Raw genomic sequence first — 25,463 nt, forward strand, 5'->3', positions numbered from 1 at the left:
AGGAGGCCCATCCATGCTCGTCCGTGACGCCATGAGCACTGTCGTCCTCACCATCGGCCCGGCCCACACGCTTCGCCAGGCCGCCGCACTGATGGCCGCCCGCAAGGTCGGCGCGGCCATCGTCCACGACCCCGACGCCGGCGGCATCGGCATCCTCACCGAACGCGACATCCTCATCTCCGTGGGCCAGGGTCAGGACCCGGACACGGAACGCGCCCACGCCCACACCACCACCGACGTCGTGTTCGCCACTCCGGCCTGGACCCTGGAGGAGGCGGCCCGCGCCATGGCGCACGGCGGTTTCCGCCATCTCATCGTGCTGGACCGCGACGAGCCGGCCGGTGTCGTCTCGGTCCGCGACATCATCCGCTGCTGGGCACCGGCGCGTCAGCAGGTGCCCGCCTGACAGCACGAACGGCCCGGGCCCCTCGAAGGAGCCCGGGCCGTCCCTACCGCAAGCGGTCCAGTGCTGGAGTTCAGCCGCGCAGGGCCTGGACCGCGGCCTCCAGCCGCTTGCCGTAGTCCCCGTCGGCCTGACGGAAGTTGTCGATCGCCCGCTCGACGATGTCGTCCCGCGAGACCTTGGCGATGAAGCCCGCCAGGTTGGCGATCAGCCGCTCCTTCTCGTCCTCGCTCATCAGCCGGTAGAGGTTGCCCGCCTGCACGAAGTCGTCGTCCTCGGCATGGACGGGCGTCGGGTGGTTGCCCGTGACACCGTTCACGGCCGTGGCGGACCACAGCGGACGGTCCGTCTGGAACGGGCCGCCGAAGCTGTTCGGCTCGTAGTTCTTCGCACCCTTGTGACGGCCGTCGTAGAGGTGACCGTCACGGGAGTTGGTGCGCGCCACGGTGGCGTGCGGGCGGTTCACCGGCAGGTGGTCGGCGTTGATGCCGACGCGGTAGCGGTGGGCGTCGCCGTACGCGAAGAGGCGGCCCTGGAGCATCTTGTCGGGGGACGGGCCGATGCCCGGCACGAAGTGCGCGGGGCTGAAGATCGACTGCTCGACCTCGGCGAAGATGTTCTCCGGGTTGCGGTTGAGCTCCAGCCTGCCGATCTCGATCGGCGGGTAGTCGGCGTGCGGCCAGACCTTGGTCAGGTCGAACGGGTTGAAGCGGTACGTCGCCGCGTCCGCCGCCGGCATGATCTGCACCTGCACGGTCCAGGACGGGAACTCACCGCGCTCGATGGCCTCGCGCAGATCGCGCTGGTGGGAGTCGGGGTCCTCGCCGGCCAGCCGGTTGGCCTCGGCCTGCGTGAGGTTCTTGATCCCCTGGTCGGTCTTGAAGTGGTACTTGACCCAGAAGACCTCGCCGGCCTCGTTCTGCCACTGGAAGGTGTGCGACCCGAAGCCGTCCATGTGGCGGTACGAGGCCGGGATGCCGCGGTCGCCGAACAGCCAGGTCACCTGGTGCGTGGACTCGGGCGACAGGCTCCAGAAGTCCCAGACGTTGTCCGCCTCCGTCGAGCCGGTGTACGGGTCGCGCTTCTGGGTGTGGATGAAGTCCGGGAATTTGATGGCGTCCCTGATGAAGAACACCGGGGTGTTGTTGCCGACGAGGTCGTAGTTGCCCTCCTCGGTGTAGAACTTCAGCGCGAAGCCGCGCGGGTCGCGTACGGCGTCCGCCGCCCCGAGGTTGCCGGCCACGGTCGAGAAGCGCAGGAAGACCTCGGTCCGCTTGCCGATCCCGGAGAGGAACGCGGCACGGGTGTACGGCGTGACGTCGGCGGTCACCGTGAAGGTGCCGTAGGCGCCGGCGCCGCGCGCGTGCACGACACGCTCCGGGATGCGCTCGCGGTTGAAGTGGGCGAGCTTCTCCAGCAGGAGCTGGTCCTGGACGAGCACCGGGCCGCCCACGCCCGCGGTCTCGCTGTTCTGGTTGTCGGCGACCGGAGCACCGGCCTCCGTCGTAAGCGGTCCCTGCGTCACGTACGCCTCCTGCGCCATCCTGACCAATCCTGTCCCTTGGCTAAAGCCGTTTCCGATCCTACATTAGACATAGTCCAAGTCAAGCTGGACTCTAAGTTCACACCTGTTCGGAACCTGGTCCCCTTTGCTGTTAGGCTGGTCGTCATGAGCGACCTTCTGGAACGCCTGCGCGGACGCGGATGGCGGATGACCGCGCAGCGGCGCGTCGTGGCCGAGGTCCTCGACGGCGAACACGTCCATCTGACGGCCGACGAGGTCCACGCCCGGGCCGTCGCCAAGCTGCCCGAGATCTCCCGGGCGACCGTCTACAACACGCTCGGTGAGCTCGTGTCGCTCGGCGAGGTGCTCGAGGTCTCCACCGACCAGCGCGCCAAGCGGTACGACCCGAACGCCCACCAGCCGCACCACCACCTGGTCTGCGCCCAGTGCGGCGCGATCCGCGACGTCCACCCGGTCGGCAACCCGCTGGCAGACCTCCCCGACTCGGAGCGCTTCGGCTTCACGGTGTCGGACGTCGAGGTGACGTACCGCGGCGTCTGTCCGAACTGCGCGGCCGCCTAGCCTTCCCGCCCTCCCCTCTCTTCCTCGCGCGACGCCTTTCTCGCGCTCCGTCCTTCTCGCGTGAAGCCCCGGCACCGATGGGCGCCGGGGCTTCGCGCTGTCCGTGGACTTCCCGTATCTGACGGGTCGTCATATGGTCAACGGCACCCACCAGTCCGTTCCGCACTCCGCGAGGAGACCGAAGTGGGAGAGCCGTATCCAAAAGTCACCGCCCATGACCTGACGCGCACCTTCGGCCGGGGCCCTCGCGCGGTCGACGCCCTCGGCCCCCTCGACCTGACCGTCGCGCCGGGCGAGTTCGTCTGCCTCGTCGGCCCCTCCGGCTGCGGCAAATCCACCCTGCTGCGCATCGCCGCCGGGCTGCTCCGGCCCAGCACCGGCACGCTGGAGATCCGCACGTCCAGCCCGCGCCCGGCCGCCATGATCTTCCAGGACTACGGCATCTACGACTGGAAGACCGTCCAGGCCAACGTCCGCTTCGGCCTCGACGTCCAGCGCGTCCCGCGCCGGGAGGCGAACGCCCGCGCCGCCGACTGGCTTGCTCGCACGGGCCTCGCCGATTTCGCGCACGCCTACCCGGCGGCCCTCTCCGGCGGCATGCGGCAACGCGTCGCCATCGCCCGCGCCCTGGCGGTCGAGCCCGAACTGCTGCTGATGGACGAGCCGTTCGCCGCCCTGGACGCCCAGCTCCGCACGATCCTCCAGGACGAACTGCTGGAGATCACCCAGGCGCTGCGCACGACGACCCTGTTCATCACCCACAGCCTGGAGGAGGCGATCGTCCTCGGCGACCGCGTCCTGGTGATGTCCGCCCGCCCGGGCCGGATCATCGCCGAGCGCCGCCCGCCCTTCCCGCGCCCGCGCACCGGCGACGTCCGCGCCACCCCCGACTTCACCGCGCTGAAGAGCGAACTGTGGGACTTGCTGCGGAAGGAGGCGGTGCCGGCATGACCACGGTCGCTCCCGGGACGAGAGCCTCGGTCCTGGTCCGCCGCCCGGGCCCGCGCGAACTGCATCCCGTCCGCACCCATCGCCGCCGCCGCACCCTGGAACTGTCCCTCGCTGCGGCCGTACCCGTCCTTCTGGTGCTGCTCTGGCAGCTGGCGGCGGTCCGGGGCTGGATCGACGACCGCGTCTACCCGGCGCCGTCCACGATCCTCGCCGACGGCTGGGACCGGGCCGCGGCCGGTGACCTGTGGCCGGACGTGTGGGCGACGCTCAAGCGGATCCTGGCCGGCTACGCCGTCGGCATGGCGGCGGGCTACCTCCTGGGCCTGCTGATGGGTTCGATGTCACTGGTCCGGGCCGCCCTGGAACCGCTGCTGGACGCCCTGTACGTCGTACCGAAGCTGGCCCTGCTCCCCGTCTTCCTGAACATGTTCGGACTGGGCGAGGGCCCGCAGGTGGCCCTGGTGGCGGCCACGGTCTTCTTCTTCGTCTGGATCTCCACCATGTCGGCGGTCATGGCGGTCCCCGACGGCCACCGCGACGCCGGCCGGGTCTTCGGCGCCTCCCCGTGGCAGATGTTCCGCCACGTCCTGCTTCCGGCGTCCCTGCCCGCCGTCCTGGTCGGCGCGCGGATCGCGGCGGGCGTCGCGGTCCTGGTGATCGTCGCCTCGGAACAGATCGCCGCGACCGACGGCCTCGGCCATCTGATCTTCGACTCCCGCGCCCTCTTCCAGAACGACGTGATGTTCGTCGGCATCGTCTGCGTCGCCGTCCTGGGCGTGCTCTTCTCCGAGCTGGTCCGCTTCGTCGGCCGGCTGCTCACGCCGTGGGCCCCGCGCGACCGGGGACGGGGGCAGTCATGAGGGGACGTACGTACGGCCTCGCCCTGCTCGCGACGGCGCTGCTGGCCTCGGCGGCCTGCTCGTCGCCGTCCTCCGGGAGCGCGACGCCGAAAGCGGACGACGGAACGCGCGCCGTCCGCCCGGTCGAGGGCTGCGGTGCCGGCTCCTGGACGGACCCCGCCGACCTCACACCCGACCGCACCCCGGCCCGCTGCCGCCCGGGGTCCCCGCCCGCCCAGCGGCTCCCCGAGCCGCGCAAGCTGACCATCGCGACCGGCACACTCGGCGCCGAGTACGTGGCACCCCTGCGAGTCGCCCTCGACAAGGGCGAGTTCGACAAGGAGGGCCTCGACGTCACGCTGAAGGTGCTGCCGACGCCCGAGGCACTCCCGCTGCTGGCCAAGGGCGAGGTCGACGCGCTCTGGGCGGCCCCGGAGGCAGCCGTCATGAACGGCATCCGAGGCGGCTTCACCATCCGCTGGGTCGCCGGGAACTTCTCGCCCGACCCGAAGTCCAAGAGCGGCCTGTGGGTCCGGCTGAAGGACGGCGAGACGGCGACCGCCGTCCGGATGGCCGACCGGAAGCTCGGCACGATGATCGGCAAGGGCTCCGTCATCGCCTACCCCATGGAACAGGTTCTGGAGCAGCACGGCGGAGGCCTCGACCGGATCCGCTACCAGCAACTGGGCTCGGCCGACGTCCTCACGGCCCTGGAGAACGGCGGCGTCGACTCCGCCTGGCTGCTCGACCCCGTATGGCGCCGGGTCGACGGCGAACCCGGCTACGCCTTCCTGGGCGGCCAGCCCCCCGGAGAGCCCCTGGGCGGCATGCTCTACGGCCCGAGCCTGCTGAACGACGACGTGGACGCGGGGGTGGCACTGCTGCGGGCGTACATCCGCACGGTGAACACGTACTTCGCGGCCGACTACAAGAAGAACGAGACCTTCGTCACATATCTGGCGAAACTTCTGAAGGCGGACGAGGCGATCCTGCGCTCGACACCGTCCCTCCGCATGGACTGGGAAATCCGCACCGGCACGACGGACCGCCTCCAGTCCGCCTACCGATCCCAGGGCGTGGCGGAAGGCGACCCGCTCCCCGAGTCGCGGACGGTGACCCGCTCCCTCTACGAGGAGGCGGTAGGCCATCGCCGGTAGACACACCGAGGGCCGGAACCCTTTCGGATTCCGGCCCTCGGCCTTCAGTAGCGGGGACAGGATTTGAACCTGCGACCTCTGGGTTATGAGCCCAGCGAGCTACCGAGCTGCTCCACCCCGCGTCGGTGAATGCAACGTTACGTCAACGCGGAGCACGGATGCAAATCGCTTAGCTGGAGCCGCGGGCCGCCGGTCCCGCACGAACGCCGAGCATGCAGCCCACGGTGACGAGACGCGGCATCAGGCAGACAGCTCCTGCCTCAGCGCATCCCGCAACCGAGCCGCCCGCTCCGCCACGGACGCCGGCCCCAACGCCACCGCCCGATCGGCCCACCGCTGCCCCTCCGCCAGCTCCCCCCGACGCGCGTAGACCAGGGCCAGCCGCAACGCCGCCCGCCCGTGCCCCGCGTCGGCCGCCCGCGTCCACCACACCGCCGCCTCGGGCTCACTGCCCTCCCTGGCCAGCAGCAGCCCGAGATTGAACGCCCCGTTGCGGGATCCGGCCTCGGCGGCCTCCCGGTACCACCGGGCCGCCTCGACGACGTCCCCCCGGGCCGCCGCGAGCATGCCCACCCGCACCTGCGCCCGCCGGTGCCCCTGCGAGGCCGCCCTCTCGTACCACTCCTCGCACTCGCTCCGCCGGTGCACCGGCTCCCCGAGCTCGTGCGCGGGCTCCGGCGGCCGACGCGCGTCGAGCACGGTCGCCAGCCGGTACGCGGCCTCGGCGCTTCCGCCTCCGGCCGCACACCGCAGGTGCCGCTCGGCCTCCTGCTCGTCCCCGTCCCGCAGCCGGGCCATGCCGACCTGGAGCGCCGCCTCGGTGTGCCCGGCGGCAGCGGCACGCTCGTACCAGCGCAGCGCGGCCTGCTCCTCGCCCCGGCCTGCGTGCAGGATGCCCAGGTTGAAGGCGGCGTCCACGCTCCCGGCCTCCGCGGCCTTGGAGAACCACGGCTCGGCGCCCGTCTCGTCCCCGGCCCGCAGCAGCAGGATCGCCAGCGCGTTCGCGGCCTCCCGGTGACCGGCATAGGCCGCGCGCCGGTACCACTGCTCGGCCTGCGTGGTGCGGCCCTGCTCGGCGCAGAGCAGCCCCAGGTTGTAGGCGCCGTTCACGTCGCCCGCGTCCATCGCGGCCCGGTACCAGCGCTCGGCGGTCTGGGTCTCGCCCCGCTCGGCGTGCAGTGCGCCCAGCGCGTTCGCCGCGTTGCCGTCACCGTCCTGGGCGGCCCGCAGCCACCACACGGCGGCGTTCTCGGTGTCGCCGGCGTCGCGCAGCAGGAACCCGAGCGCGCAGGCGGCCCGCGCCTCGCCGTCCTTGGCGGACGTCAGGTACCAGCGCCCGGCCTCCTTGAGCTCGCCTCGCTTCTCCAGGATCGTCCCGAGGTGCAGGGCGGCCCGCCGGTGGCCGCGCGCGGCGGCCTGCCGGTACCACTGCTCGGCTTCTTCCAGCAGCGCGACACCGTTGTCCCCCTCGGTCTCCTGCGTGGCTCTGCGGTCCAGTGCCCGCGCCAGCCGGTACGCCGCCTCCCGGTGCCCGCGCTCGGCCGCGACCCGCATCCACTTCTCGGCCCCGGCGTCACCGCGGTGCTCGAGCAGGTCGGCTAGGGCGTACGCGCCCAGGGTGTGCCCCTGCTCCGCGGACTGGCGCAGCCAGTACTCGGCGGCGGGTTCGTCGCCGCGCTCGCGGTGGTGCCGGCCGAGGGCGTGCGCGGCCGCCGCGGATCCGGCGACGGCGGCGATCCGCCACCAGCCGGCGGCCTCGTCGGCGTATCCGCGCTGGTGGAGAAGGACTCCGAGGTTGTTGGCCGCGGCCCGGTCGCCCGCGGCGGTCGCGGCACGCAGATGGGGTTCGGCACCGTCGAGATCGCCACGGCGCAGCAGCATGGCCCCGAGGACACTCATCGCCTCGACGTCGCCGGCCTCAGCGGCGAGCCGCTGACGCAGCTCCTCGGCCGCCTCGTCGGCGATCTCCCCGGTCTCGTCCGGGGTGTCGGTGTCCTCCCGGCGGGAAGGCTGCACAAAACGCCCTGTCTCGAACAGAGTTGCCTTGTCCCCCATAACGTCCATCGTCGCACCACCTGCAACCTGGGTACACCTGGTATACCGCAGCCAGTGAGGTCACTACAGCGTTTTGTCGACATGCCCACAGAGAGACAAGTCAAACACAGATCTCCCAACTCCCCCCGGCGGCACGGCCGCAGCCTGCACCAGCACATGCGTTCACACATCACGAAGGCCCGGATTCCGTTGTGGAATCCGGGCCTTCGTGGTCGCTCCGTCACTCGGACTTCGCGATTTCAGTAGCGGGGACAGGATTTGAACCTGCGACCTCTGGGTTATGAGCCCAGCGAGCTACCGAGCTGCTCCACCCCGCGCCGTTGTGTTCACAACCGTATCACGACGCGGGGTGGGCATTTGACCAGGCCAGGGCCCTAACTGCTCGGCTTCGGGCTCGGACTGCCGCTCGGGCCCGCGCTGGGCTTGCTCTCGCCGCCCCCGCGGCCGGCCTCGGCCTGCGCGTCCTCGGCCCGCTTCAGAGCGTCCTCGAGGTCCTTCTGCGCCCGGCCGTACGCCTCCCAGTCGTTGTTCTTCAGGGCCTCCTGGCCCGCGTCGAACGCCTTCTGGGCGTCCTCCAGGGCCTGTTGGACCGTCGGGTTGTCGGACGTCGGCGGTGGCGTCGTGGTGTCACCCTCGTCCGGTGGCTCGGGGGCCGCGCCGTCCGTCCCGAAGATCTTGTTGAGGGCCTCGTCGAGCGTGTTCTCGAACGCGGTCTGGCCTCCGTAGGTGACCAGCACCTTGCGCAGCAGCGGGTACTTCAGTCCACCACCGCGTACGTAGACCGGCTCCACGTAGAGCAGTCCGCCGTCGAGCGGCACCGTCAGCAGGTTGCCGTACTCGACTTCGGAGTCGCCGCCTCTCAGGAGCCTGATGGACTCGGCGATGTCCTCTTGGGAGTTGAACTGGCTCTGGACCTGCTTGGGTCCGTTGACCGTCGTGTTCGTCGGCAGTTTCAGGATTCTGATCTTGCCGTAGTCACTGGCGCCCGCCTCGGCGTCGACCGCCATGAACGCGCTGAGGTTGTCCCGGCCGTTGGGCGTGAAGGTCGTCGTCAGTGAGAACGCCTGTGCCTTCTGGTCGGGCATCTTCATGCTCAGGTAGTACGGCGGCACCGCGTTGCCCGACCGGTTCGTCGGGTCGTCCGGCACCTGCCACACCTCGCTGCCGCTGAGGAACGTCGTCGCGTCCTTCACGTGGTAGCGCGTGAGCAGCTCCCGCTGCACCTTGAACAGGTCCTGCGGGTAGCGCAGGTGGTCCATCAGGTCCTTGGAGATGTCGCTCTTGGGCTTCACCGTGTCCGGGAAGGCCTTCATCCAGGTCTTCAGGACCGGGTCCTTGGTGTCCCACTGGTAGAGCTTGACCTCACCGGTGTACGCGTCGACGGTCGCCTTCACCGAGTTGCGGATGTAGTTGACCTGGTTCTGCTGGGCCACCACCGCGCGGTTGTTGTTGGTCGCGGTCAGCGAGTCGGCGGTGGTGTCACCGAGGGTCGTGCGCGAGGAGTACGGGTAGCCGTTCGTCGTCGTGTACGCGTCGACGATCCACTCGATACGGCCGTTCACCACCGCCGGGTAGGCATCGCCGTCGATGGTCAGCCAGGGGGCCACCGCCTCGACGCGCTCCTTGGGCGTGCGGTTGTAGAGGATCCGCGAACCGTCGCCGATGGCGCCGGAGTACAGGATCTGCGGCTCGCCGAACGCCACCGCGTACGCGGCCCGGTTGACCGGGTTGGAGAGGTCGACCCCGCTGTCACCCTTGTAGCTGGTGGTCTTCTCGCCGTTGTCGTCGGAGTAGTCGATCTCCTTCTGGGGACCGCCGACGATCGAGTACGTGGTGGTCTTCTCGCCGTAGTAGACCCGCTGCTCGTACGTGCCGAGGTCGCCCTCGGAGGGCAGGTCGGACTCCGTGAAGTTCGGACGGCCCTGGGCGTCGGCACTGGTGCCCTCGGCGGCGACCACTCCGTAGCCGTGGGTGTAACGGAAGTGGTTGTTGATCCAGTTCTTCTTCGGGATGCCCGCCAGGTTCAGCTCGCGCAGGCCGATGACCGTGTCCTGGTCCTTGCCGTCCTTGCTGTAGCGGTCGACGTCCAGGTTGTTCGGGAACGCGTAGTAGTTCCTGATCTGCTGGAGCTGCTGGAACGTCGGCGAGACGATGTTCGGGTCCATGATCCGGATGCTCGCCGTGGAGCCGACGTCGTCGCGGAGCGTGGTCTTGTCCTCGGTCTTGCTGGTGCCCGAGTAGTCGGTGACCTTGGTGCCGTCGATGCCGTAGGCCTTGCGCGTCGCCTCGAGGTTCTTCTCGACGTACGGCGCTTCCTTGGCCTGCTCGTTCGGCTGGACCTGGAACTTCTGCACGATCGCCGGGTAGAGGCCGCCGATGAGGATCGCGGAGAGCACCATCAGGCCGAAGCCGATCACGGGCAGCTGCCAGGTGCGCCGCCACAGGGTGGCGAAGAACAGCAGTGCGCAGATGACGGCGATGCAGAACAGGATCGTCTTGGCCGGCAGGTAGGCGTTGGCGTCGACGTACCTCAGGCCCGTCCAGTTGTCGGTCGCCCTGAAGTCGCTGGATTTCACGGCCAGTCCGTACCGGTCGAGCCAGTACGCGACCGCCTTCAGGGCCACGAAGATGCCGATGAGCACCGACAGGTGCCCGGTGGCCGCCGCCGTGGCGCGGGCGCCGGGGCTGGTGACGCGCAGCCCGCCGTACAGGTAGTGCGTGAGCGCGGCGGCGATCACGGACAGGATCGCGGCGGCGAAGCCGAAGCCGAGCAGGAAGCGGTAAAAAGGCAGGTCGAAGGCGTAGAAGGAGACGTCCAGCTTGAACTGGGGGTCCTTCTGGCCGAAGGGCACGCCGTTGACCCACATCAGCCACGTCCGCCACTGGCCGGACGCGGAGGCTCCGGCGATCAGGCCCACCAGGGCCGTGATCCCGAGCAGCAGCCACTTCTTGTAGGGCGCGATGCCCATCCGGTAGCGGTCGAGGTTCTGCTGCTCCATGGACATGGCGCTCAGCGGCGGCCGCAGGCGGTGCGCCAGCCAGATGTTGACCCCGACCGCGAGGGCCATGAGCAGGCCGAAGACGAAGAAGAGCCCGATCTTGGTCCACAGGGTGGTGGTGAAGACCGACGAGTAGTTCACCGACCGGTACCAGAGCCAGTCCGTCCAAAAGCCCGCGAACATGGTGAACACCATGCCGAGGACGGCCAGGACGCCCAGTGTCATGAGCAGGGTCCGGACACGCCGGGACGGGCGGCCCACTCTGATCCGCGGCCCTGTCGGGCCTCCGCCGCGGTCCGGCATCTGGAAAGCCAAGGTGCGCACCTCGAAGTTCGCTGTTGATTCGTAAGGCCCGCGTCTTCACGGACCGTCCGTGGCCCCCGTGATCGCGGGCCCCCACCTATGCAACTTACTCACCGTTTACTCGGTTCCCGATTCCGGCCGGGAACGAGGCAGGATTGTGACCATGTCCAACACTCCCATGGCGGCGAGCCCGCTCACCCGGGCCGTACTCGAGATCGACGAGTACGTCTCCGGCCTCGGCTGGGACCAGTCAGCCCGCCTCTTCGCACTCGTCGACACCGCCCGGCTCCGGGCCGAACAGCCCTCGCTCGCGGACCGGCTCGGTCTGGACGACGAGTCGGAAACCTCCGGCCTCACCCCGATCGAGCAGGACGAAGTGCCAACGGGCAAGCCGCTCGACGAGTTCCTGGCCACCATCGCCTGGCCCGACGCGGTGGCCGGCTGCGCCCTCGCCGTGGAGCGCCTGATGCTGCCGCCGTCCGCGGAGGCCCAGGTTCCGCAGGGCCTGGACGAGGCCGCGCTCTCGAAGTGGGTGGCGGACCACCCGGACCGTCAGGAGGTCCGTATGACGGTCGCGGTCCTGCGGGACGGCACGCGTGAGTCGGCCCTGCGCCTGCGCGAGAAGGACTCCCCGACGGAGGTCCTCACCGGCTCCGACCTGGTACCGGGTCTGGCGGAGGCACTGGCGGCGACGTTCGAGGACTAGCCGGGCGGCTGCGCGGCCCGGGCCGGTCCCCGGCCCGGTGGACTACGTGCCGCACTTCGGCAGATCGGCGGTGTCGCCGCTGCGGAGGTCCTTGAGAGCGCCGAGGGCGTCCTTGATGGTCTTCACCTTGATGAGCGTGAGGCCCTCGGGGGTGTCCTTGGCGGCGGCCTCGCAGTTGTCGGCGGGCGTCAGGAAGTACTGCGCGCCTTTGGCCCGCGCACCCACGGTCTTCATCTCGATGCCGCCGATGGGACCGACCTTGCCCTCGTCGTCGATCGTCCCGGTACCGGCCACGAACTTGCCCCCGGTCAGGCTGCCGGGCGTGAGCTTGTCGTAGATGCCGAGCGCGAACATCAGACCGGCGCTCGGCCCGCCGACGTCGGCCAGCTTGATGTCGATGGTGAACGGGAACGTGTGGTCCGTCCCCGCGGAGATCCCCACGATGGCCCGCTTCTTGCCGTCGTCGTCCGACGTCGTCGTCGTGATGGTGACGTCCTGCGTCTTCGTCGGCGTCCGCTTCTCCTTCTCCGCGGCGGCCTGCTCCTTGGCGGGCACGATCGTGAAGCGGACGTCCTGGCCCGGCTCGTGCTTCGTGACGAGCTTCGCGACGTCGGCCGGCTCCTTCACCGCCGTACCGTCGACGGCCTTGATCACGTCCCCGGCGTGCAGCTTGCCCTCGGCCGGGGAACCCTTGACGACCGTCGAGACGATGACCCACGACTTCACCGGCACGTCGAGTTCCTTCAGCGCGGCGACCTTGGCGCTCTCCTGGGACTGGCTGAACTCCTCGGCGTTCTCCTGCGTGGACTGCTCCTCGGTCTTGCCGTCCGGGTAGAGCGTCTCGTGCGGCACCACCTTGTTGTCGTGCGCGAGCCAGCCGTAGACGGCCTCGACCAGGTTCATCCGGTAGTCGGCGCTGGTGACCCGGACCGTCGTCATGTTCAGATGGCCACTGGTCGGATACGTCTTCCGCCCGGAAATGTGGAGCACCGGCTCGCCGCCGTGATCGCCCAGCGTGTTCACCGTCGGCCCCGGGGACATCTCCGAATACGGCACGGGGATGAACACTCCCGCGCACAGGAGCGCGATCAGCATCAGGGTGGAGGCGAGCATCGTCGCGGTGCGGCGTGGCATGACTCGACAGTACGGGACGGTCCTGTCAGCGCACCGTCAGGGCCGCCCGTCCGGGGCGGCCCTATGGTTTCAAACGCCTGTGACCTGCTCTTTTCCTGGCCGTCAGCTACCCGGCCGGGGCTTCTCCATGGCCTCCCGGAAGCGGGCGTAACCGATGAGCTCCGGGCCGTCGCCACGGACCTTGCGGGTCCGGTTGGCCCAACTGCCCCAGAGGCCCGCGCCGATCGCAGCCACAAGCGGAATCAGCAACCAGGCGAGCGCCGCCATGCCGACCTCCAACCCCTTGAGCGTCCGCAACTGACTGATCAGCAGATTAACCATCCGCAGTGACAACGCTCACGCCAGGGGTCCGGTTACGCAACCGGAAAACCGCGTCCCGGATTCAGCAGGCGCCCACCCACTCCTCGGTGCCGTCGGAGAACTTCTGGTGCTTCCAGATGGGCACTTCGTGCTTGAGATCGTCGATCAGTTTCCGGCAGGCCTCGAAGGCCTCCCCTCTGTGCGGACACGAGACGGCGACGACCACGGCGAGGTCACCGACCCGCAGATCCCCCACCCGGTGCACGGCCGCCAGCGCCCGCACCGGGAACTCCGTGACGACCTTCTCGGCGATCCGCCTCATCTCGGCCTCCGCACTGGGGTGGCAGGAATACCCCAGCTCCGCCACGTCGGCACCCCCGTCGTGGTTGCGCACCGTCCCGACGAAGAGCGCGGTGCCGCCCGCCGCGTCGTCCCCGACCGCCCGGAACACCTCGTCCACGGAGAGAGCCGTGTCCCGGATCCCGATCAGCTTGATCGGGTCCTGCGCGGCCTGCTCACCGGGGTGATCGCTCGTGGATGCCATGCCCCCATCGTGCCGCACGCGACCGACAGCGCGGAATAGAGCTATCGACCGGCACGCGCGGGTGCGCGTTGGACCCTCCTACGACGGGACCCGGAGAGGCCGGGCCGGCGGGGCGGGTCAGATGCGCCGCCGGGCCTTCCGCGCCCGCCGCACCACCGCCGCCGCGCCCAGCAGCGCCACCGTCGCACCCGCGGCACCCGCGGCCGTCGCGTCCTTGCGGCCCAGTCGCCGCCCGGCCACCGTGTGCCGGCCGGAGACCTCCTCCAGGAGCTCCGCCAGCACCTCCTCGTTGGTGTACCGCGGCCGCCACCCCGCGTCGTGCAGCCGGCTGCCACTGACCACCCAGGGGTACATCGTGTACGCCAGGTCCCCGGCCGGAGACGGCGTGAGCCCGATGCGGTGCAGGCGCGCCGCCGCACCCAGCGCGACCGCCGACGGCAGCTCCATCCGCCGGATGCCGCTGAGCTCCTCGACCTCCTCCTGCTCCAGCCACCCGTCGCACCCGACGGTCAGTTCCCCGTCGACCTTCTCCAGGACGGCGTACTCCAGCGCGCTGCACAGGTCCTCGACGTGGCAGAACTGCCACGCGGGCCGCGACCCGGCGACGACGAGCAGCCGGGGAGACTCGAAGTACCTGGTCAGCGCGGTGTCCGTGCCTCCCACCAGGATCGCCGGCCGCACCACGGTGACGTTCAGCCCCGGGTGCGCCCGTGGTGCCCGCCGTGCCAGCCGCTCGATCTCCAGCAGGTCGCCGACGCCCGTCGCCTCCGCCGTGGCCCGCAGCTCCGCGTCCTCGGAGAGCGGAAGCTCGTTGTCCGGCAGCGCCCCGTAGACCATCGCCGAGGTGCACAGCACGACCCGGTGCACCCCGGCCGCCGCGGCCGCCGTCAGGACGGTCTGCGTCCCCCGTACGTTGTAGGCCGTTCGGGCGGCGGCGTCGGTCTCCAGGTCCAGGTCCAGCGCCAGGTGCACCACCACGTCGGCGCCCCGCAGCTTCTCCGCGATGGCCGGATCCCGTACGTCCAGGATGTGCCACTGCGCCGCAGCGCACTCACCGCGCCGCTCGTCGATGGCGACGACCTGCTTGACCTCGTCGGACGCGGCGAGCTGCTCGGTGAGCAGGGCGCCGACGCCGTACGCGGCACCGGTGACCGCGACGACGGGTCCGCGTGCCGCGGGACTCGCGGAACTGGTTGACTGGTTTCGCGCTGCGCGAACCTGCGGATCTGGGGAACTCACCGGGCGTCTCCAGCGGTTGTCTTCAGTACGAGCGCGAGCGACGCGTGCGTACCAGGTGGCATCCATCCTGCCGCAGGCTGTCAGTCGGCGAAGCACCGAGGCCCGATCCGCCCCGGGTGTCTACGCTGGGTGGTGTTGTCGGGCAGCCGCGCCGCCGGAAAGAACCGGCGGCCCTACCAGCCGAGGAATCCCGTGAGTGACACCCCATTCGGATTCGGCCTTCCGCCGGAGGAGCCGGACGACGGCGACGAGGGCAAGAAGAAGGACCAGCAGAGCGGTGGTGGTCAGGGACCGGCCAATCCGTTCGGTTTCGGCGGCCTGCCCGGAGCCGGAGGATTCGGCGGCGGCCCCGGCGGCCCCGGTGCGGACAATCCGTTCGCAGCCATGTTCGGCTCCCTGAACCCCAACGACCTGGGCGCCGCGTTCCAGCAGCTGGGCCAGATGCTCTCCTACGAGGGCGGGCCGGTGAACTGGGACATGGCCAAGCAGATCGCCCGCCAGACGGTCTCCCAGGGCAGTCCCGACGGCACCAAGGACACCAGCGTCGGCCCCGCCGAGCGCAAGGCCGTCGAGGAGGCCGTCCGCCTCGCCGACCTGTGGCTCGACGACGCCACGTCGCTGCCGTCCGGTGCCGGCTCGGCCGTGGCCTGGAGCCGCGCCGAGTGGGTCGAGGCGACCCTGCCCGCCTGGAAGGAGCTCGTCGACCCGGTCGCCGAGCGCGTCGGCACCGCCATGGGCGACGTCCTGCCGGAGGAGATGCAGGCCATGGCCGGCCCGCTGATCGGCATGATGCGCTCGATGGGCGGTGCCATGTTCGGTACGCAGATCGGGCAGGCCGTCGGCGTGCTCGCCGGCGAGGTCGTCGGCTCGTCCGACATCGGCCTGCCGCTGGGCCCGGCCGGCAAGGCGGCGCTGCTGCCGGTGAACATCGAGACGTTCGGCAAGGACCTGAGCGTCCCCCAGGAGGAGGTGCGGCTGTATCTCGCCCTGCGCGAGGCCGCCCACCAGCGGCTCTTCGCGCACGTGCCGTGGCTGCGCTCGCATCTGTTCGGCGCGGTCGACGGCTACGCCCGCGGGATCAAGGTCGACACGGCCAAGCTCGAGGACGTCGTCGGCCAGTTCGACCCGCAGAACCCCGAGCAGCTCCAGGAAGCCCTCCAGCAGGGCATGTTCCAGCCCGAGGACACGCCTGAGCAGAAGGCCGCCCTGGCGCGTCTGGAGACGGCTCTGGCGCTCGTGGAGGGCTGGGTCGACGCCGTGGTCCACGCCGCCGCGAAGCCCCGTCTGTCGTCCGCCGACGCCCTGCGCGAGACGCTGCGCCGCCGCCGCGCCTCGGGCGGCCCGGCGGAGCAGACGTTCGCCACGCTGATCGGCCTGGAGCTGCGCCCGCGCCGCCTGCGTGACGCCTCCCGGCTGTGGGCCTCGCTCACCGACGCCCGCGGTGTCGACGGCCGGGACGCCCTGTGGCACCACCCGGACATGCTGCCGACGGCCACCGACCTGGACGACCCGGACGGCTTCGTGCACCGCGAGCAGATCGACTTCTCCGAGCTGGACAAGATGCTCGGCGAGGCGGCGGACAAGCCCGACCTGAAGAAGAAGGACGAGGGCGAGGGCGAGAACAAGGGCGACGACGCAGAGTGAGCCTGTACGACGACGCGGTCCTCGTGCTCAAGGAGTACGAGGACCAGACGGAGCTGCGCCAGGCCTACCTCGACCATCTGGCGGAACACCCGGACGGCCTCTGGAAGGCCTGCCACGCGGGCCACATCACGGCGAGCGCCCTGGTGATCGACCCCGAGGCCGGGCGGGTTCTGCTGACGCTGCACAGAAAGCTCCGGAAGTGGCTCCAGATGGGCGGCCACTGCGAGCCGGGCGACAGCTCCCTGGCGGCCACGGCCCTGCGTGAGGCGACGGAGGAGTCCGGTGTCTCCGGGCTCTCGCTGCTGCCGGGCGGCCCGGTACGCCTGGACCGGCACCCGATCCCGCCGCCGTGCCACTGCCACTTCGACGTCCAGTACGCGGTCCTGGCGCCCCGGGACGCCGCGCACGCGATCAGCGACGAGTCGCTCGACGTGCGCTGGTTCGGGTACGACGAGGTGGCGGAGGTGGCCGACGAGTCGGTCGTCCGCCTGCTGGAGGCGACACGCGCGAGGCTCACGGCCTGAGCCTGGAGGCGACAGGTGTGAGGCTCGTGACCTGACAGGCGTAAGGGGCGACCGCATGGGCGGTCGCCCCTTACGCCTTGTCCGGTCCGTGGTTGCTCAGTTCCAGACGTTGCCCTGGTTCTGCCCGCGTGCTCCCTGCTGGCCCATGCCGTACTGCGCGGCGAGGCCCGAGCCGATCTGGGCGTTCTGCGGCGGCAGCAGCTCGCTGGGCTGCACGAGCGCGAAGCCGGTGCCCATGAAGCTCAGCTCCCAGCCCTCGCCGGTGCTGCCGCGGCGCCGCCACACCCCGGAGGAGTGCGTCTGGGCCTGCATCTGCACCCGCAGGCTCGTCGACCAGGCGACGATCGCGTCGGCGTCGCAGTTGACGTACTTGTCGGGCGTCACCTGCATCAGCAGCGGCATGCCCGAGGTCATCAGGGCGATCTTGCCCCGACCGGTGATGTTGAGCTGGTACTTCCCGGAGCCGGAGATGCCGTAGAGGCTGTCGACGGCGATGACCTCGTGGTGCAGGGATGAGTCCATCGCCAGCACATAGCTGCTGTCGACGGTGAGGCCGTCCTGCTCCACCTCCATGACGTGGACGTGCTGCTTGAGGTTGGCGAGGTAGACCGTGCCCTGCCCGTGGCAGCGCATCAGGTCGAGTCCCTCACCGGTGTGCGCACGCGAGCGTGCCTGGTTGTTGCTCTGGTACTCGGCGTCGAACTCGACGAGGCCCTGGTAGGCGACCATGGTGCCCTTGCGGGCCAGGATGTCGTCGTGGCCCTCCAGGGCGACGCGCAGCATCTGCTTGTTCTGCAGACTCCAGCGGTCCTGGGTCTGCTGCTCGTTGTAGGCGAAAATCGGGCTCTGCATGGCGTGTTGCTCCCCCTCAGCCCCGGACCCGGAGGCGGTCGGTGCTGTCCTCGCTGGGCTGGACGACGACGATGCCCTGACCGGAGAAGGCCATCTGGTAGGCCTCGCCGCTGCCGCGGCCGATCAGCGACTGTGCCCGGAAGCTGCGCTTGCCCTTCACCTTGAGGTTCGGGGACCAGGCGACCAGGGCGTCGGGGTCGACGTACGTCTCGTCCTCGCCGCCTCCGCAGTCGACGACGATGGGCTTGCCCCGGGAGGTCAGCGCCACCCAGCCCTGCCCGGAGATCCTGGTGTTCCACAGGCCCTGTCCGGCGAACTTCGCCAGGCTCTTGACCCGCTCGACGCCCCACGTGAGGTGGGCGTCGAAGGCGAGCAGGTTGGTGGCGTTGACGGAGATGCCGTCGCCGTTGAGGTTGATCACGACGACGTTCGCCCCGTAGTCGGAGAGGTAGAGCAGGCCGTCACCGGAGCACTTCATCAGGGGTGCGCCCTCGCCGGTCATCCAGTCCTTCGCGATCTGGCGCACGGCCGGCGGGTTGGGCTCGTACTGCACGAACCCCTCGTAGGCGACCATCGACCCCACGCGCGCGAGGAGGTCGTTCCCGGTCTGCATGGCGACCTTCAGCATGTGGTTGCCGTGGTTCTCCATGCGGGCGGTGACGGGTGCGGGGGCGTGGCCCGCGAGCTGCTGTGTCATGACGGGCTCCCTCAGACCTCGTACGGCTGGACGACGATGAAGTTCCCGGGCGCTCCCCGGAACTGGAGGTTGACGCTCTCCCCGGTGTCACCCGGGTAGGCGTTGCGGCGCATCCGCACCTGGCTGGAGACGACCACCTGGGCGGCGGCCGACCAGGCGACCACGGCGTTGCAGTCGGCGAACGTGGTGGGCGTGACCGGCAGGACCACGGGCGTGCCGTGGGTCTTCACGACGATCGTGCCGGTGCCCGTGAACTGCATCGTGAACAGCGCACCCCCGGGGATGCCGTGCCCCTCGATGCGGCGCACCTCGTACTGGAGGCTCTCGTCGAAGGCGAGGACGTTCTCGGCGGAGACGCAGATGCCGTCACCCTGGAGCTCGATGGGGTGCAGCATCGTGGAGTCCTCGGCGAGGAACACCTGTCCCTGGCCGGTACAGCGCATCAGCTGCATCTCCTGGCCGGTCGCGTTGCCCACGATCCGGCCGGCGAATCCGGCGCCCTTGTAACTGAAGTCGACCTTGCCCTGGTAGAGCACCATGCTGCCCTGCCGGGCCAGCACGGGCTGCCCGCCGATGCCGAGGTCGACGCGGACGAGCTTCTTGTTCTGCTGCGTCCAGCGCTGCCCGGTGGGGGTCTCCTTGAACTTCTGGAGCGCGGCGGCGACACCGGCGCCCTGCGGTGCTCCCTGGGGAGCTCCTTGAGGCGCGCCCTGCGGCGCTCCGTAGGGGGCTTGCCCTGGCTGCTGCCCGAAGGGCGGCTGCTGGCCGTAGCCCGGGGGCGGTGTGGGCTGGCCGTATCCCGGGGGCGGGGCCGGGGCATGGGGTGCCTGAGGCGCTGCCTGGGGCTGGCCGTAGCCGGGGGGCGGCGGGGCGGTCTGGCCGGGGACCTGGCCGTACGGCGGCTGCTGCTGGCCCGGCTGGCCGTACGGCGCCGGGGCCGGGGCCGGGGCCGGGGGCGGGGGCGGCACCGGGGAGCCGCCGGGCGGGGTGTTCATGGGCGCGACGATGGTCGGGGCGGCGTGCACCTGGGGTGCGGGCGCCGGGGCCGGGGCCGGAGGCGGAGTGGCGCCGGGCGGGGGCGCGAAGCCCTGCGCGGCGGGCTGGGGAGCCGGAGCGGGGGCCGGGGGCGCTGCTGGTGCGGGAGCCGGGGCGGGTTCAGGGGTGCCGGGGACGCCGAACGCGGGCGGTGCGAAGCCCGGGGCGGCGCCGGCCTGCGGCTGCTGCGCGGCGGGCGCGGGCGGCGCGGGCGTCTCCTCCTCGGCCACCTCGCCGCCGAAGTTCTTCAGCAGCGCGTCGAGACCGCCGTCGAAGCCCTGCCCGACGGCGGCGAACCGCCAGACGTCCTTCAGGTAGAAGTCGCCGAGCATCACGGCCCGTTCGGTGGAGAACTCCGAGCCGTTGAAGGGGTAGCGGGCCACCTCCTCGCCGCCCGCGACGATGCGGATGTAGCCGGGGGCGATCTGCGACATCTGACCGGCGCCGTCGATCGTCGCCGTGAAGGACAGCTTCTGGATCTGCGGCGGGATCCGGTCGAGCGTGACCCGGAAGGACTCCGTATCGCCCGCCTGGGCGCCCAGGAGCTGAATGGACTCCTCGGGGGACTTCGGCTGGTTGTAGAAGACGAAGTACCGGTCGTCCGAGAGCCGTTCGTCGGCGTCGAGGCCGAAGCAGCTGATGTCGAAGCTCAGTCCGGGGCCGGAGATCTGCACGCCTACGTACAGATCCGTGCCCGCTGTGAGGTCACTGATCCTGGCCTTGTGGCCGCGTTGGAATTCCCTGGCCATGCGTAACGACCGTCCCCCATCCAGAACGTGATTGCGTCGCGCCAGGCTAACGGCAAACTCGGACACCGGACGAAGTCGGTACAGACCCGGTACAGAACCCGTGCCCGGCCGTATCGGCTGCTCTCTCGCGGAAAGCGGTCACTTACCCCGGAGCTCACCGCGGGTGCTCCGCCCACGGGTCACTCAGCCCTCGGGACGCTCACCCCGCGCACCGGGCACATGGGGCAACCGCTCGGCCGCGACGACGCCTTCGAGGTAGCCCCGGGCACGCTCCGTGCGCGGATAGGCCTCCAGCAACTCCCAGAAGCGGGGGCCGTGTCCGGGGACGAGCAGATGGGCGAGTTCGTGGACGAGGACGTAGTCGACGACGTACTCGGGCATGCCCTGGAGGCGGTGGGACAGGCGGATGCTGCCCTCGGACGGGGTGCAGGATCCCCAGCGCGTGTTCTGGTTGGTCACCCAGCGCACCGAAGCGGGCCGGGCCCGCCCGCCGAAGTACTGGTCCGAAAGGCGTCGTGCCCGCTCGGCCAGCTCGGCGTCGCCGAAGGCCCGCTTGCTCTCCTGGGCGGCCAGCTTGTCGAGCATGACGTTCACCCAGCGCTGCTCCTCGGCCTCGGACATCCGGGCGGGGATGAGCACGACGGTGCGATCGCCCTCGCGGTACGCGGAGACCGTTCTGCGTCGGCGGGCGCTCCTGCGGACCTCGATCGCGCTCGCCCCCGAGCCGCTCGGCGGCTGGCTCGTCGTGCTGCGCTGTGGCTTTCCGGCGCGGTGCAGTGGGTCGGCGGGCACGCCCCGACGTTACCCGCTGTACCCGGGGAAGTCCCGGCTCCGAGAGGGTTCGATGTCGAGGCCCCCCGCCGGCCGCCGGATTTGTACGACGAATGCCCGTGCCTGTGGACAACTTTCTGCAGCCGGCGACGGGTTTGGGCATGCTGGCTCTTGTCGGCGAAGCGACGGACAGGCCCGGCCCGGGACCAGGCCGGCCGTGACCGGGTTCGACGCGCGGCATACGGGGACGATCTATGGCATACGGGGGGCCTGTCATGCATCCGATGGTGAAACCCGCGCTCAGGCGCGGCTGGCGCGACCTCAACACCGTGCAGTTCGGGATGACCCCGGCGCATGCGATGACGCTCGGCCCGATGGACCTGGCGACGGGCAGCTTCCTCGATCTGCTGAACGGCACTCGGGGGCTGGAGCTGCTGCGCGAGGAGGGACGCCGGATGGATCTGCCCGACGGCCATGTCGACGGGCTGGTGCGGCGGCTCGCCCGGGCCGGGCTCCTCGACGATGCACGGGGCGGCGGGCCGGCCGCCGACGCCCTGCGGCGGAAGAAGGAGGCCCTCGACCGGCTGCGTCCCGACCTTGCGTCCCTGTCCCTGACCACCTCCGACCCGGGCGACGCGATGCGGCATCTGGCCGCCCGGCGCTCGCAGCGCGTGCAGGTGCGGGGCGCGGGCCGGGTGGGTGCCGTGCTGGCGTCGCTGCTGTCGGGGGCGGGTGTGGGCGAGGTCGACGTGCGCGACGGCGGCCGTGTGGAGCCCTGGGACGTCGCTCCGGGCGGGCTCCCCGCGGAGGCCGTCGGCGACCGCAGGGACGAGTCGGCCCGCCGGGCCGTGCGCCGCGCGGCCCCGGACCGGCCGCCGCGCCGCACGGCAGCCCGGACATCCCCGGCGGAAGGCGACCCGGGCTTCTCGCTGGTGATCGTCGCCCCACGCGACGATGTCGCCGTGCACGCGCCCGACCCGTCGGCCGCCGAACCCCTGATGTCCTCCGGGACACCCCATCTGTACGCCGGGGTCGTGGAGGGGACCGGGGTGGTCGGCCCGCTCGTCCTGCCCGGGGAGACGGGCTGCGCGGGGTGTCTGCACGAGAGCCGTACGGACCGGGATCCGGCCTGGCCGCGTCTGGTCGCCCAGTGGCGCTCCGGCGGGCAGCGGCAGGTGCGGCCCTGCGACCTGACGCTGGCCACTACTGTGGCCGGACTGGCCGCCGCCCACGCGCTCACCTTCCTGGACGGCCGGGTTCCGTCGAGCGCCGGGGCGCGCTGGGAGGTCACCGTGCCCGGTCTCCACTGGCATGCGCGGCCGGTCCGGGCGCATCCGGCATGCCCGTGCGGGACGGCGGAGAGAGGAAAGAGGGAGCACCCCTCGGAGGATGGGGAGTCACACGAGACAATGGCGGTGCAACGGCCGTCGGCGCAGTGCCGTAAGGCAGCGGCGAAGCGGCCGGCTGGGACTTGGAGGGCGCATGTCTGATCTTCCCCGGAAGGCGGTCACCCGGACCGCCAAGCTCGCCGCGCTCCCGCTCGGCATCGCCGGGCGGGCGACCTGGGGATTCGGCAAGCGGATCGTCGGCGAGTCAGCGGAGCTCGTCGGCCGCGAACTCCAACAGCGCACGGCCGACCAGCTGTTCAAGGTGCTGGGCGAGCTCAAGGGCGGCGCGATGAAGTTCGGCCAGGCCCTGTCCGTCTTCGAGTCGGCACTGCCCGAAGAGGTGGCCGGCCCCTACCGGGCGGCGCTGACCAAGCTCCAGGAGGCTGCGCCGCCGATGCCGACGCGCACCGTGCACGCGGTGCTCGAGGAGCGGCTGGGCGAGGGCTGGCACGAGCTGTTCCTGGAGTTCGAGGACAAGCCCGCCGCGGCGGCCTCGATCGGCCAGGTGCACCGAGGGGTGTGGCATGACGGCCGCGAGGTAGCGGTCAAGGTGCAGTACCCGGGCGCCGGCGAGGCCCTGCTGTCGGATCTGAACCAGCTGAGCCGCTTCTCCCGCCTGCTCGGCCCGCTGATCCCCGGCATGGACATCAAGCCGCTGATCACGGAGCTGAAGGACCGCGTCTCGGAGGAGCTGGACTACGGCCTGGAGGCCCAGGCCCAGCAGGCCCACGCCGAGGAGTTCACGGACGACCCGGACGTGATCGTGCCGCAGGTGGTGCACCAGTCCGACCAGGTCCTGATCACGGAGTGGATGGACGGCATCCCGCTGTCGGAGATCATCGCGGACGGCTCCCAGGAGCAGCGCGACCGGGCCGGTCAGCTCCTGGCCCGCTTCCTGTTCTCCGGCCCCGCCCGCACCGGCCTGCTGCACGCCGACCCGCACCCGGGCAACTTCCGGCTGCTGCCCGGCGGCCCGGAGGGTGAGGACGACTGGCGCCTGGGTGTCCTGGACTTCGGCACGGTCGACCGTCTCCCGGGCGGTCTGCCGGCCACCATCGGCGAATCCCTGCGGATGACCCTCGACGGGGAGGCCGAGGCGGTCTACGAGCTCCTGTGCGCGGAGGGGTTCGTGAAGGAGACCATAGAACTGGATCCCGACGCGGTCCTGGACTATCTGCTGCCGATCATCGAACCGGCCGAGGTCGAGGAGTTCACGTTCACGCGCGGCTGGATGCGCAGCCAGGCGGCCCGCATCGCGGACCCGCGCTCCCCCGCCTACCAGCTGGGCAAGCAGCTCAACCTGCCCCCGTCGTATCTGCTGATCCATCGGGTGACGCTGAGCACGATCGGCGTGCTGTGCCAGCTGGGGGCGACGGTGCGGCTGCGCGAGGAGTTGGAGGAGTGGCTGCCGGGGTTCGTCCCGGAGGACCCGGCGGACGGCGAGGCGTCGGTGGCGGAGGCGTGAGCCTCAGCGGACGCCACGGGTGACCGGTGCCGCGCCTCACCACCAGTCCGAGTCCAGGCGTCCCTCGATCGACCTGAGGTTCTCCCGGGAGCAGGTCTCGCAGAAGTAGCGGCGGACGCCGTTCTCGACGGAGTGGGTCCACGTGAGTGGTGGGCCGTCGGCCAGGGTGCCGGCCGACGTGCCGCAGCGGTCGCACACGAACGGCTGAGGCTCCGCGGCGGAGCCATCGTCACCGCTTCCGGGAGGACTCGTCACACGGCGACGATATCGCCGTACCCGATCGTCCACGGTGCACAACGCACCGCGGGGGCCGGTCCGTTCGGCACGGACCGGCCCCCGCGGGGAGAGCTCGGCCTCCCGGGGTCGGGAGGCCACCGCTTCAGGTGAGGTCGGTTACTGCATGACCGCCATGGCCAGCGCCCGGCGGGCACGCCGTGAGGCGCGCTCCGCCCTGCGCTGCATCCGGCGGGCGGTCGCCAGGCGCACGGCCGGGCGTTCCCGCTCCGCCTCTTGCAGTCGCTCGCGCATATGCGCGCGAGCCATGGCTTCTGGGATGAGTTGCATCTCTCGGGTCCTGTTCTGACGCGAGTCCTTCGCGCCGGTGGTGGTGAAGTCTTGGGTCGCGGAGCCGGCGGGCTCGTAAGTGGACGGCTTCATCGGGGCCTGCTTCTGGGGGTCGTGCGTGAGGGGACGGTCGATCGTTCCTGCGGTGTTCATGCCGTGACCGGGTTCTTGCGCGGGCGGCCACGCGGCCGCTTCCGGGCGACGACGACACCCTGGACGAACAGCTCGCCACCCCAGACGCCCCAGGGCTCACGCCGCTCCTTGGCGCCGGCGAGGCAGGCCTCGACCAACGGGCAGGTGCGGCAGAGGGACTTGGCGTACTCGACGTCCGCGGGCGACTCGGCGAAGAAGACCTCCGGGTCGTAGGAACGGCACGGGACGGGTACGCCGAGGTTCTCGATGGCGTCGTCGAGCGCGGTGAGCGCGGTGAGCGGGGTCAAGGCGGAGTCCTCCGTGGAGCCGGGCTTGGGGATCGTTTCGGAAGGCGGTACGGACGGGGCGTGCGCTTCGAGTTGCACGGTTCGTCTTCCTCGTCTGGTCGTTCCGGCCTGTTGGCCGGGGGGCGGCTGGTACCGGGTTCTTTTCTTGTCCCGAGGCTCCTTCGGTCCGTCGTCCCTGTTCAGGGACAAACAGAAGGGCCGCGGATCCCGGATGGGGTTCCGCGGCCCTGAAGGCGCCGGCCTGATCGGCGATCAGGCTGGATCACTCCAGGGTTCTGGCCCACGGAAGGCCCACATCTGGTGGTGCTGCGTCGTCTGCTTCCGGAATCCGGCACCGGTCGCCGCAAAGGCATAGGCCTGCGCCTGTGCCACTACTGCCGCTTCCAGTGCCTTGGTCGGTCGCTCATTGCGCTCACGGACGGGAAGGCCCGCGGGAGCAACGGAGGAGGACGCCGGACGCGCGGCACGAATGCCGGACAGACCGGTGCCCAGGTTCGAAACGCCGAGCATGCACGCGGAGACGGCCGAGCGATCGGTCATTTTCACGATGCTGACGGAGCTGGTGTTGATGCTGATCACTGGACTCGCCTCCTCTCGGCGTCTCGGGGGACTGGGTGA

At 70.7% G+C, this 25,463-nt stretch carries 25 protein-coding genes and 2 tRNA genes; 10 read left to right on the forward strand and 17 right to left on the reverse strand.

Translation table 11 applies throughout. From position 1 onward, the window contains the following. The first annotated feature begins 13 nt into the window (after positions 1-13). Positions 14-406: a cyclic nucleotide-binding/CBS domain-containing protein gene (locus SCNRRL3882_RS13515; RefSeq protein ID WP_010047619.1), complete on the forward strand. Its 393-nt coding sequence runs from the start codon at positions 14-16 to the stop codon at positions 404-406. A 70-nt stretch (positions 407-476) separates the two neighbouring features. Here SCNRRL3882_RS13515 and SCNRRL3882_RS13520 read toward each other — a convergent pair whose 3' ends face one another. Further along, entirely contained in the window at positions 477-1,946 is a 1,470-nt protein-coding gene (locus SCNRRL3882_RS13520; RefSeq protein ID WP_029181726.1) for a catalase, read from the reverse strand. Between the two features lie 126 nt (positions 1,947-2,072). Between SCNRRL3882_RS13520 and SCNRRL3882_RS13525 the strand changes: the two genes are divergently transcribed. The 4 genes from SCNRRL3882_RS13525 (at position 2,073) to SCNRRL3882_RS13540 (ending at position 5,436) form a co-directional block, all read left to right on the forward strand. Further along, complete coding sequence (locus tag SCNRRL3882_RS13525) at positions 2,073-2,489, forward strand: Fur family transcriptional regulator (RefSeq protein WP_010047623.1); 417 nt, start codon at positions 2,073-2,075, stop codon at positions 2,487-2,489. Between the two features lie 183 nt (positions 2,490-2,672). Next, positions 2,673-3,440, forward strand: coding sequence for an ABC transporter ATP-binding protein (locus SCNRRL3882_RS13530; RefSeq protein WP_010047625.1), 768 nt, complete (start codon positions 2,673-2,675; stop codon positions 3,438-3,440). Continuing rightward, complete coding sequence (locus tag SCNRRL3882_RS13535) at positions 3,437-4,300, forward strand: ABC transporter permease (RefSeq protein WP_010047628.1); 864 nt, start codon at positions 3,437-3,439, stop codon at positions 4,298-4,300. Before SCNRRL3882_RS13530 ends, SCNRRL3882_RS13535 begins: the two co-directional genes overlap by 4 nt. Beyond that, on the forward strand, positions 4,297-5,436 hold the full coding sequence (locus tag SCNRRL3882_RS13540; protein ID WP_010047631.1) for an ABC transporter substrate-binding protein: 1,140 nt from the start codon (positions 4,297-4,299) through the stop codon (positions 5,434-5,436). Before SCNRRL3882_RS13535 ends, SCNRRL3882_RS13540 begins: the two co-directional genes overlap by 4 nt. Positions 5,437-5,484: 48 nt before the next feature. On the opposite strand, the gene SCNRRL3882_RS13545 is transcribed toward SCNRRL3882_RS13540, so the two are convergent. The 4 genes from SCNRRL3882_RS13545 to SCNRRL3882_RS13560 form a co-directional block, all read right to left on the reverse strand. Beyond that, a tRNA-Met gene (locus tag SCNRRL3882_RS13545) sits at positions 5,485-5,558 on the reverse strand. Positions 5,559-5,676: 118 nt separating this feature from the next. Further along, positions 5,677-7,500 carry a tetratricopeptide repeat protein gene (locus SCNRRL3882_RS13550; RefSeq protein ID WP_173937246.1) on the reverse strand — a complete coding sequence of 608 codons (1,824 nt, stop codon included), beginning with the start codon at positions 7,498-7,500 and terminating at the stop codon, positions 5,677-5,679. 234 nt (positions 7,501-7,734) lie between these two features. Then, a tRNA-Met gene (locus SCNRRL3882_RS13555) sits at positions 7,735-7,808 on the reverse strand. A 57-nt stretch (positions 7,809-7,865) separates the two neighbouring features. Then, positions 7,866-10,793, reverse strand: a complete 2,928-nt coding sequence (locus SCNRRL3882_RS13560; protein WP_078602982.1) for a UPF0182 family protein — start codon at positions 10,791-10,793, stop codon at positions 7,866-7,868. Between the two features lie 163 nt (positions 10,794-10,956). Between SCNRRL3882_RS13560 and SCNRRL3882_RS13565 the strand changes: the two genes are divergently transcribed. Further along, the gene (locus SCNRRL3882_RS13565; RefSeq protein ID WP_010047635.1) at positions 10,957-11,499 is read left to right on the forward strand and encodes a PPA1309 family protein; all 543 of its coding nucleotides are present in this window, start codon (positions 10,957-10,959) and stop codon (positions 11,497-11,499) included. A 42-nt stretch (positions 11,500-11,541) separates the two neighbouring features. On the opposite strand, the gene SCNRRL3882_RS13570 is transcribed toward SCNRRL3882_RS13565, so the two are convergent. From SCNRRL3882_RS13570 to SCNRRL3882_RS13585, 4 genes are all read right to left on the reverse strand, one after another. Next, positions 11,542-12,633 (reverse strand): PDZ domain-containing protein, encoded by a 1,092-nt coding sequence (locus tag SCNRRL3882_RS13570; protein WP_010047636.1) that lies wholly within the window; start codon positions 12,631-12,633, stop codon positions 11,542-11,544. 102 nt (positions 12,634-12,735) lie between these two features. Further along, entirely contained in the window at positions 12,736-12,954 is a 219-nt protein-coding gene (locus SCNRRL3882_RS13575) for a hypothetical protein (RefSeq protein ID WP_010047638.1), read from the reverse strand. A 61-nt stretch (positions 12,955-13,015) separates the two neighbouring features. Beyond that, positions 13,016-13,477 (reverse strand): molybdenum cofactor biosynthesis protein MoaE, encoded by a 462-nt coding sequence (locus SCNRRL3882_RS13580; RefSeq protein ID WP_010047639.1) that lies wholly within the window; start codon positions 13,475-13,477, stop codon positions 13,016-13,018. Between the two features lie 117 nt (positions 13,478-13,594). Further along, positions 13,595-14,716, reverse strand: a complete 1,122-nt coding sequence (locus SCNRRL3882_RS13585; RefSeq protein ID WP_010047640.1) for an SDR family oxidoreductase — start codon at positions 14,714-14,716, stop codon at positions 13,595-13,597. 192 nt (positions 14,717-14,908) lie between these two features. Between SCNRRL3882_RS13585 and SCNRRL3882_RS13590 the strand changes: the two genes are divergently transcribed. Together SCNRRL3882_RS13590 and SCNRRL3882_RS13595 are read left to right on the forward strand one after the other, a co-directional pair. Continuing rightward, on the forward strand, positions 14,909-16,360 hold the full coding sequence (locus tag SCNRRL3882_RS13590) for a zinc-dependent metalloprotease (RefSeq protein WP_010047641.1): 1,452 nt from the start codon (positions 14,909-14,911) through the stop codon (positions 16,358-16,360). After that, positions 16,357-16,884, forward strand: coding sequence for an NUDIX hydrolase (locus SCNRRL3882_RS13595; RefSeq protein ID WP_010047643.1), 528 nt, complete (start codon positions 16,357-16,359; stop codon positions 16,882-16,884). Before SCNRRL3882_RS13590 ends, SCNRRL3882_RS13595 begins: the two co-directional genes overlap by 4 nt. A 96-nt stretch (positions 16,885-16,980) precedes the next feature. On the opposite strand, the gene SCNRRL3882_RS13600 is transcribed toward SCNRRL3882_RS13595, so the two are convergent. The 4 genes from SCNRRL3882_RS13600 to SCNRRL3882_RS13615 form a co-directional block, all read right to left on the reverse strand. After that, the gene (locus SCNRRL3882_RS13600; RefSeq protein ID WP_010047645.1) at positions 16,981-17,736 is read right to left on the reverse strand and encodes an AIM24 family protein; all 756 of its coding nucleotides are present in this window, start codon (positions 17,734-17,736) and stop codon (positions 16,981-16,983) included. Positions 17,737-17,752: 16 nt separating this feature from the next. Then, on the reverse strand, positions 17,753-18,433 hold the full coding sequence (locus tag SCNRRL3882_RS13605; RefSeq protein WP_010047647.1) for an AIM24 family protein: 681 nt from the start codon (positions 18,431-18,433) through the stop codon (positions 17,753-17,755). A gap of 11 nt (positions 18,434-18,444) precedes the next feature. Then, positions 18,445-20,217, reverse strand: coding sequence for a TerD family protein (locus SCNRRL3882_RS13610; protein ID WP_010047648.1), 1,773 nt, complete (start codon positions 20,215-20,217; stop codon positions 18,445-18,447). A 183-nt stretch (positions 20,218-20,400) separates the two neighbouring features. Then, entirely contained in the window at positions 20,401-21,009 is a 609-nt protein-coding gene (locus tag SCNRRL3882_RS13615; RefSeq protein ID WP_010047651.1) for a M48 family metallopeptidase, read from the reverse strand. A 254-nt stretch (positions 21,010-21,263) separates the two neighbouring features. Here SCNRRL3882_RS13615 and SCNRRL3882_RS13620 point away from each other — a divergent pair, with 254 nt between their 5' ends. After that, complete coding sequence (locus tag SCNRRL3882_RS13620) at positions 21,264-22,478, forward strand: TOMM precursor leader peptide-binding protein (protein ID WP_010047653.1); 1,215 nt, start codon at positions 21,264-21,266, stop codon at positions 22,476-22,478. Then, positions 22,471-23,841: an ABC1 kinase family protein gene (locus SCNRRL3882_RS13625; RefSeq protein ID WP_010047659.1), complete on the forward strand. Its 1,371-nt coding sequence runs from the start codon at positions 22,471-22,473 to the stop codon at positions 23,839-23,841. Before SCNRRL3882_RS13620 ends, SCNRRL3882_RS13625 begins: the two co-directional genes overlap by 8 nt. Before the next feature lie 36 nt (positions 23,842-23,877). Here the strand turns inward: SCNRRL3882_RS13625 and SCNRRL3882_RS13630 are convergent, their stop codons facing one another. From SCNRRL3882_RS13630 to SCNRRL3882_RS13645, 4 genes are all read right to left on the reverse strand, one after another. Then, entirely contained in the window at positions 23,878-24,096 is a 219-nt protein-coding gene (locus SCNRRL3882_RS13630; RefSeq protein WP_078602983.1) for a hypothetical protein, read from the reverse strand. A 138-nt stretch (positions 24,097-24,234) separates the two neighbouring features. Continuing rightward, on the reverse strand, positions 24,235-24,558 hold the full coding sequence (locus SCNRRL3882_RS13635) for a hypothetical protein (protein WP_010047662.1): 324 nt from the start codon (positions 24,556-24,558) through the stop codon (positions 24,235-24,237). After that, on the reverse strand, positions 24,555-24,923 hold the full coding sequence (locus SCNRRL3882_RS13640) for a WhiB family transcriptional regulator (protein ID WP_010047663.1): 369 nt from the start codon (positions 24,921-24,923) through the stop codon (positions 24,555-24,557). The genes SCNRRL3882_RS13635 and SCNRRL3882_RS13640 overlap by 4 nt, the downstream gene beginning before the upstream one ends. A gap of 174 nt (positions 24,924-25,097) precedes the next feature. Then, positions 25,098-25,424, reverse strand: coding sequence for a hypothetical protein (locus SCNRRL3882_RS13645; protein WP_078602984.1), 327 nt, complete (start codon positions 25,422-25,424; stop codon positions 25,098-25,100). Between the last annotated feature and the right edge of the window lie 39 nt (positions 25,425-25,463).

The sequence above is a fragment of the Streptomyces chartreusis NRRL 3882 genome, from assembly GCF_900236475.1.
Classification (GTDB): Bacteria; Actinomycetota; Actinomycetes; order Streptomycetales; family Streptomycetaceae; genus Streptomyces; species Streptomyces chartreusis_D.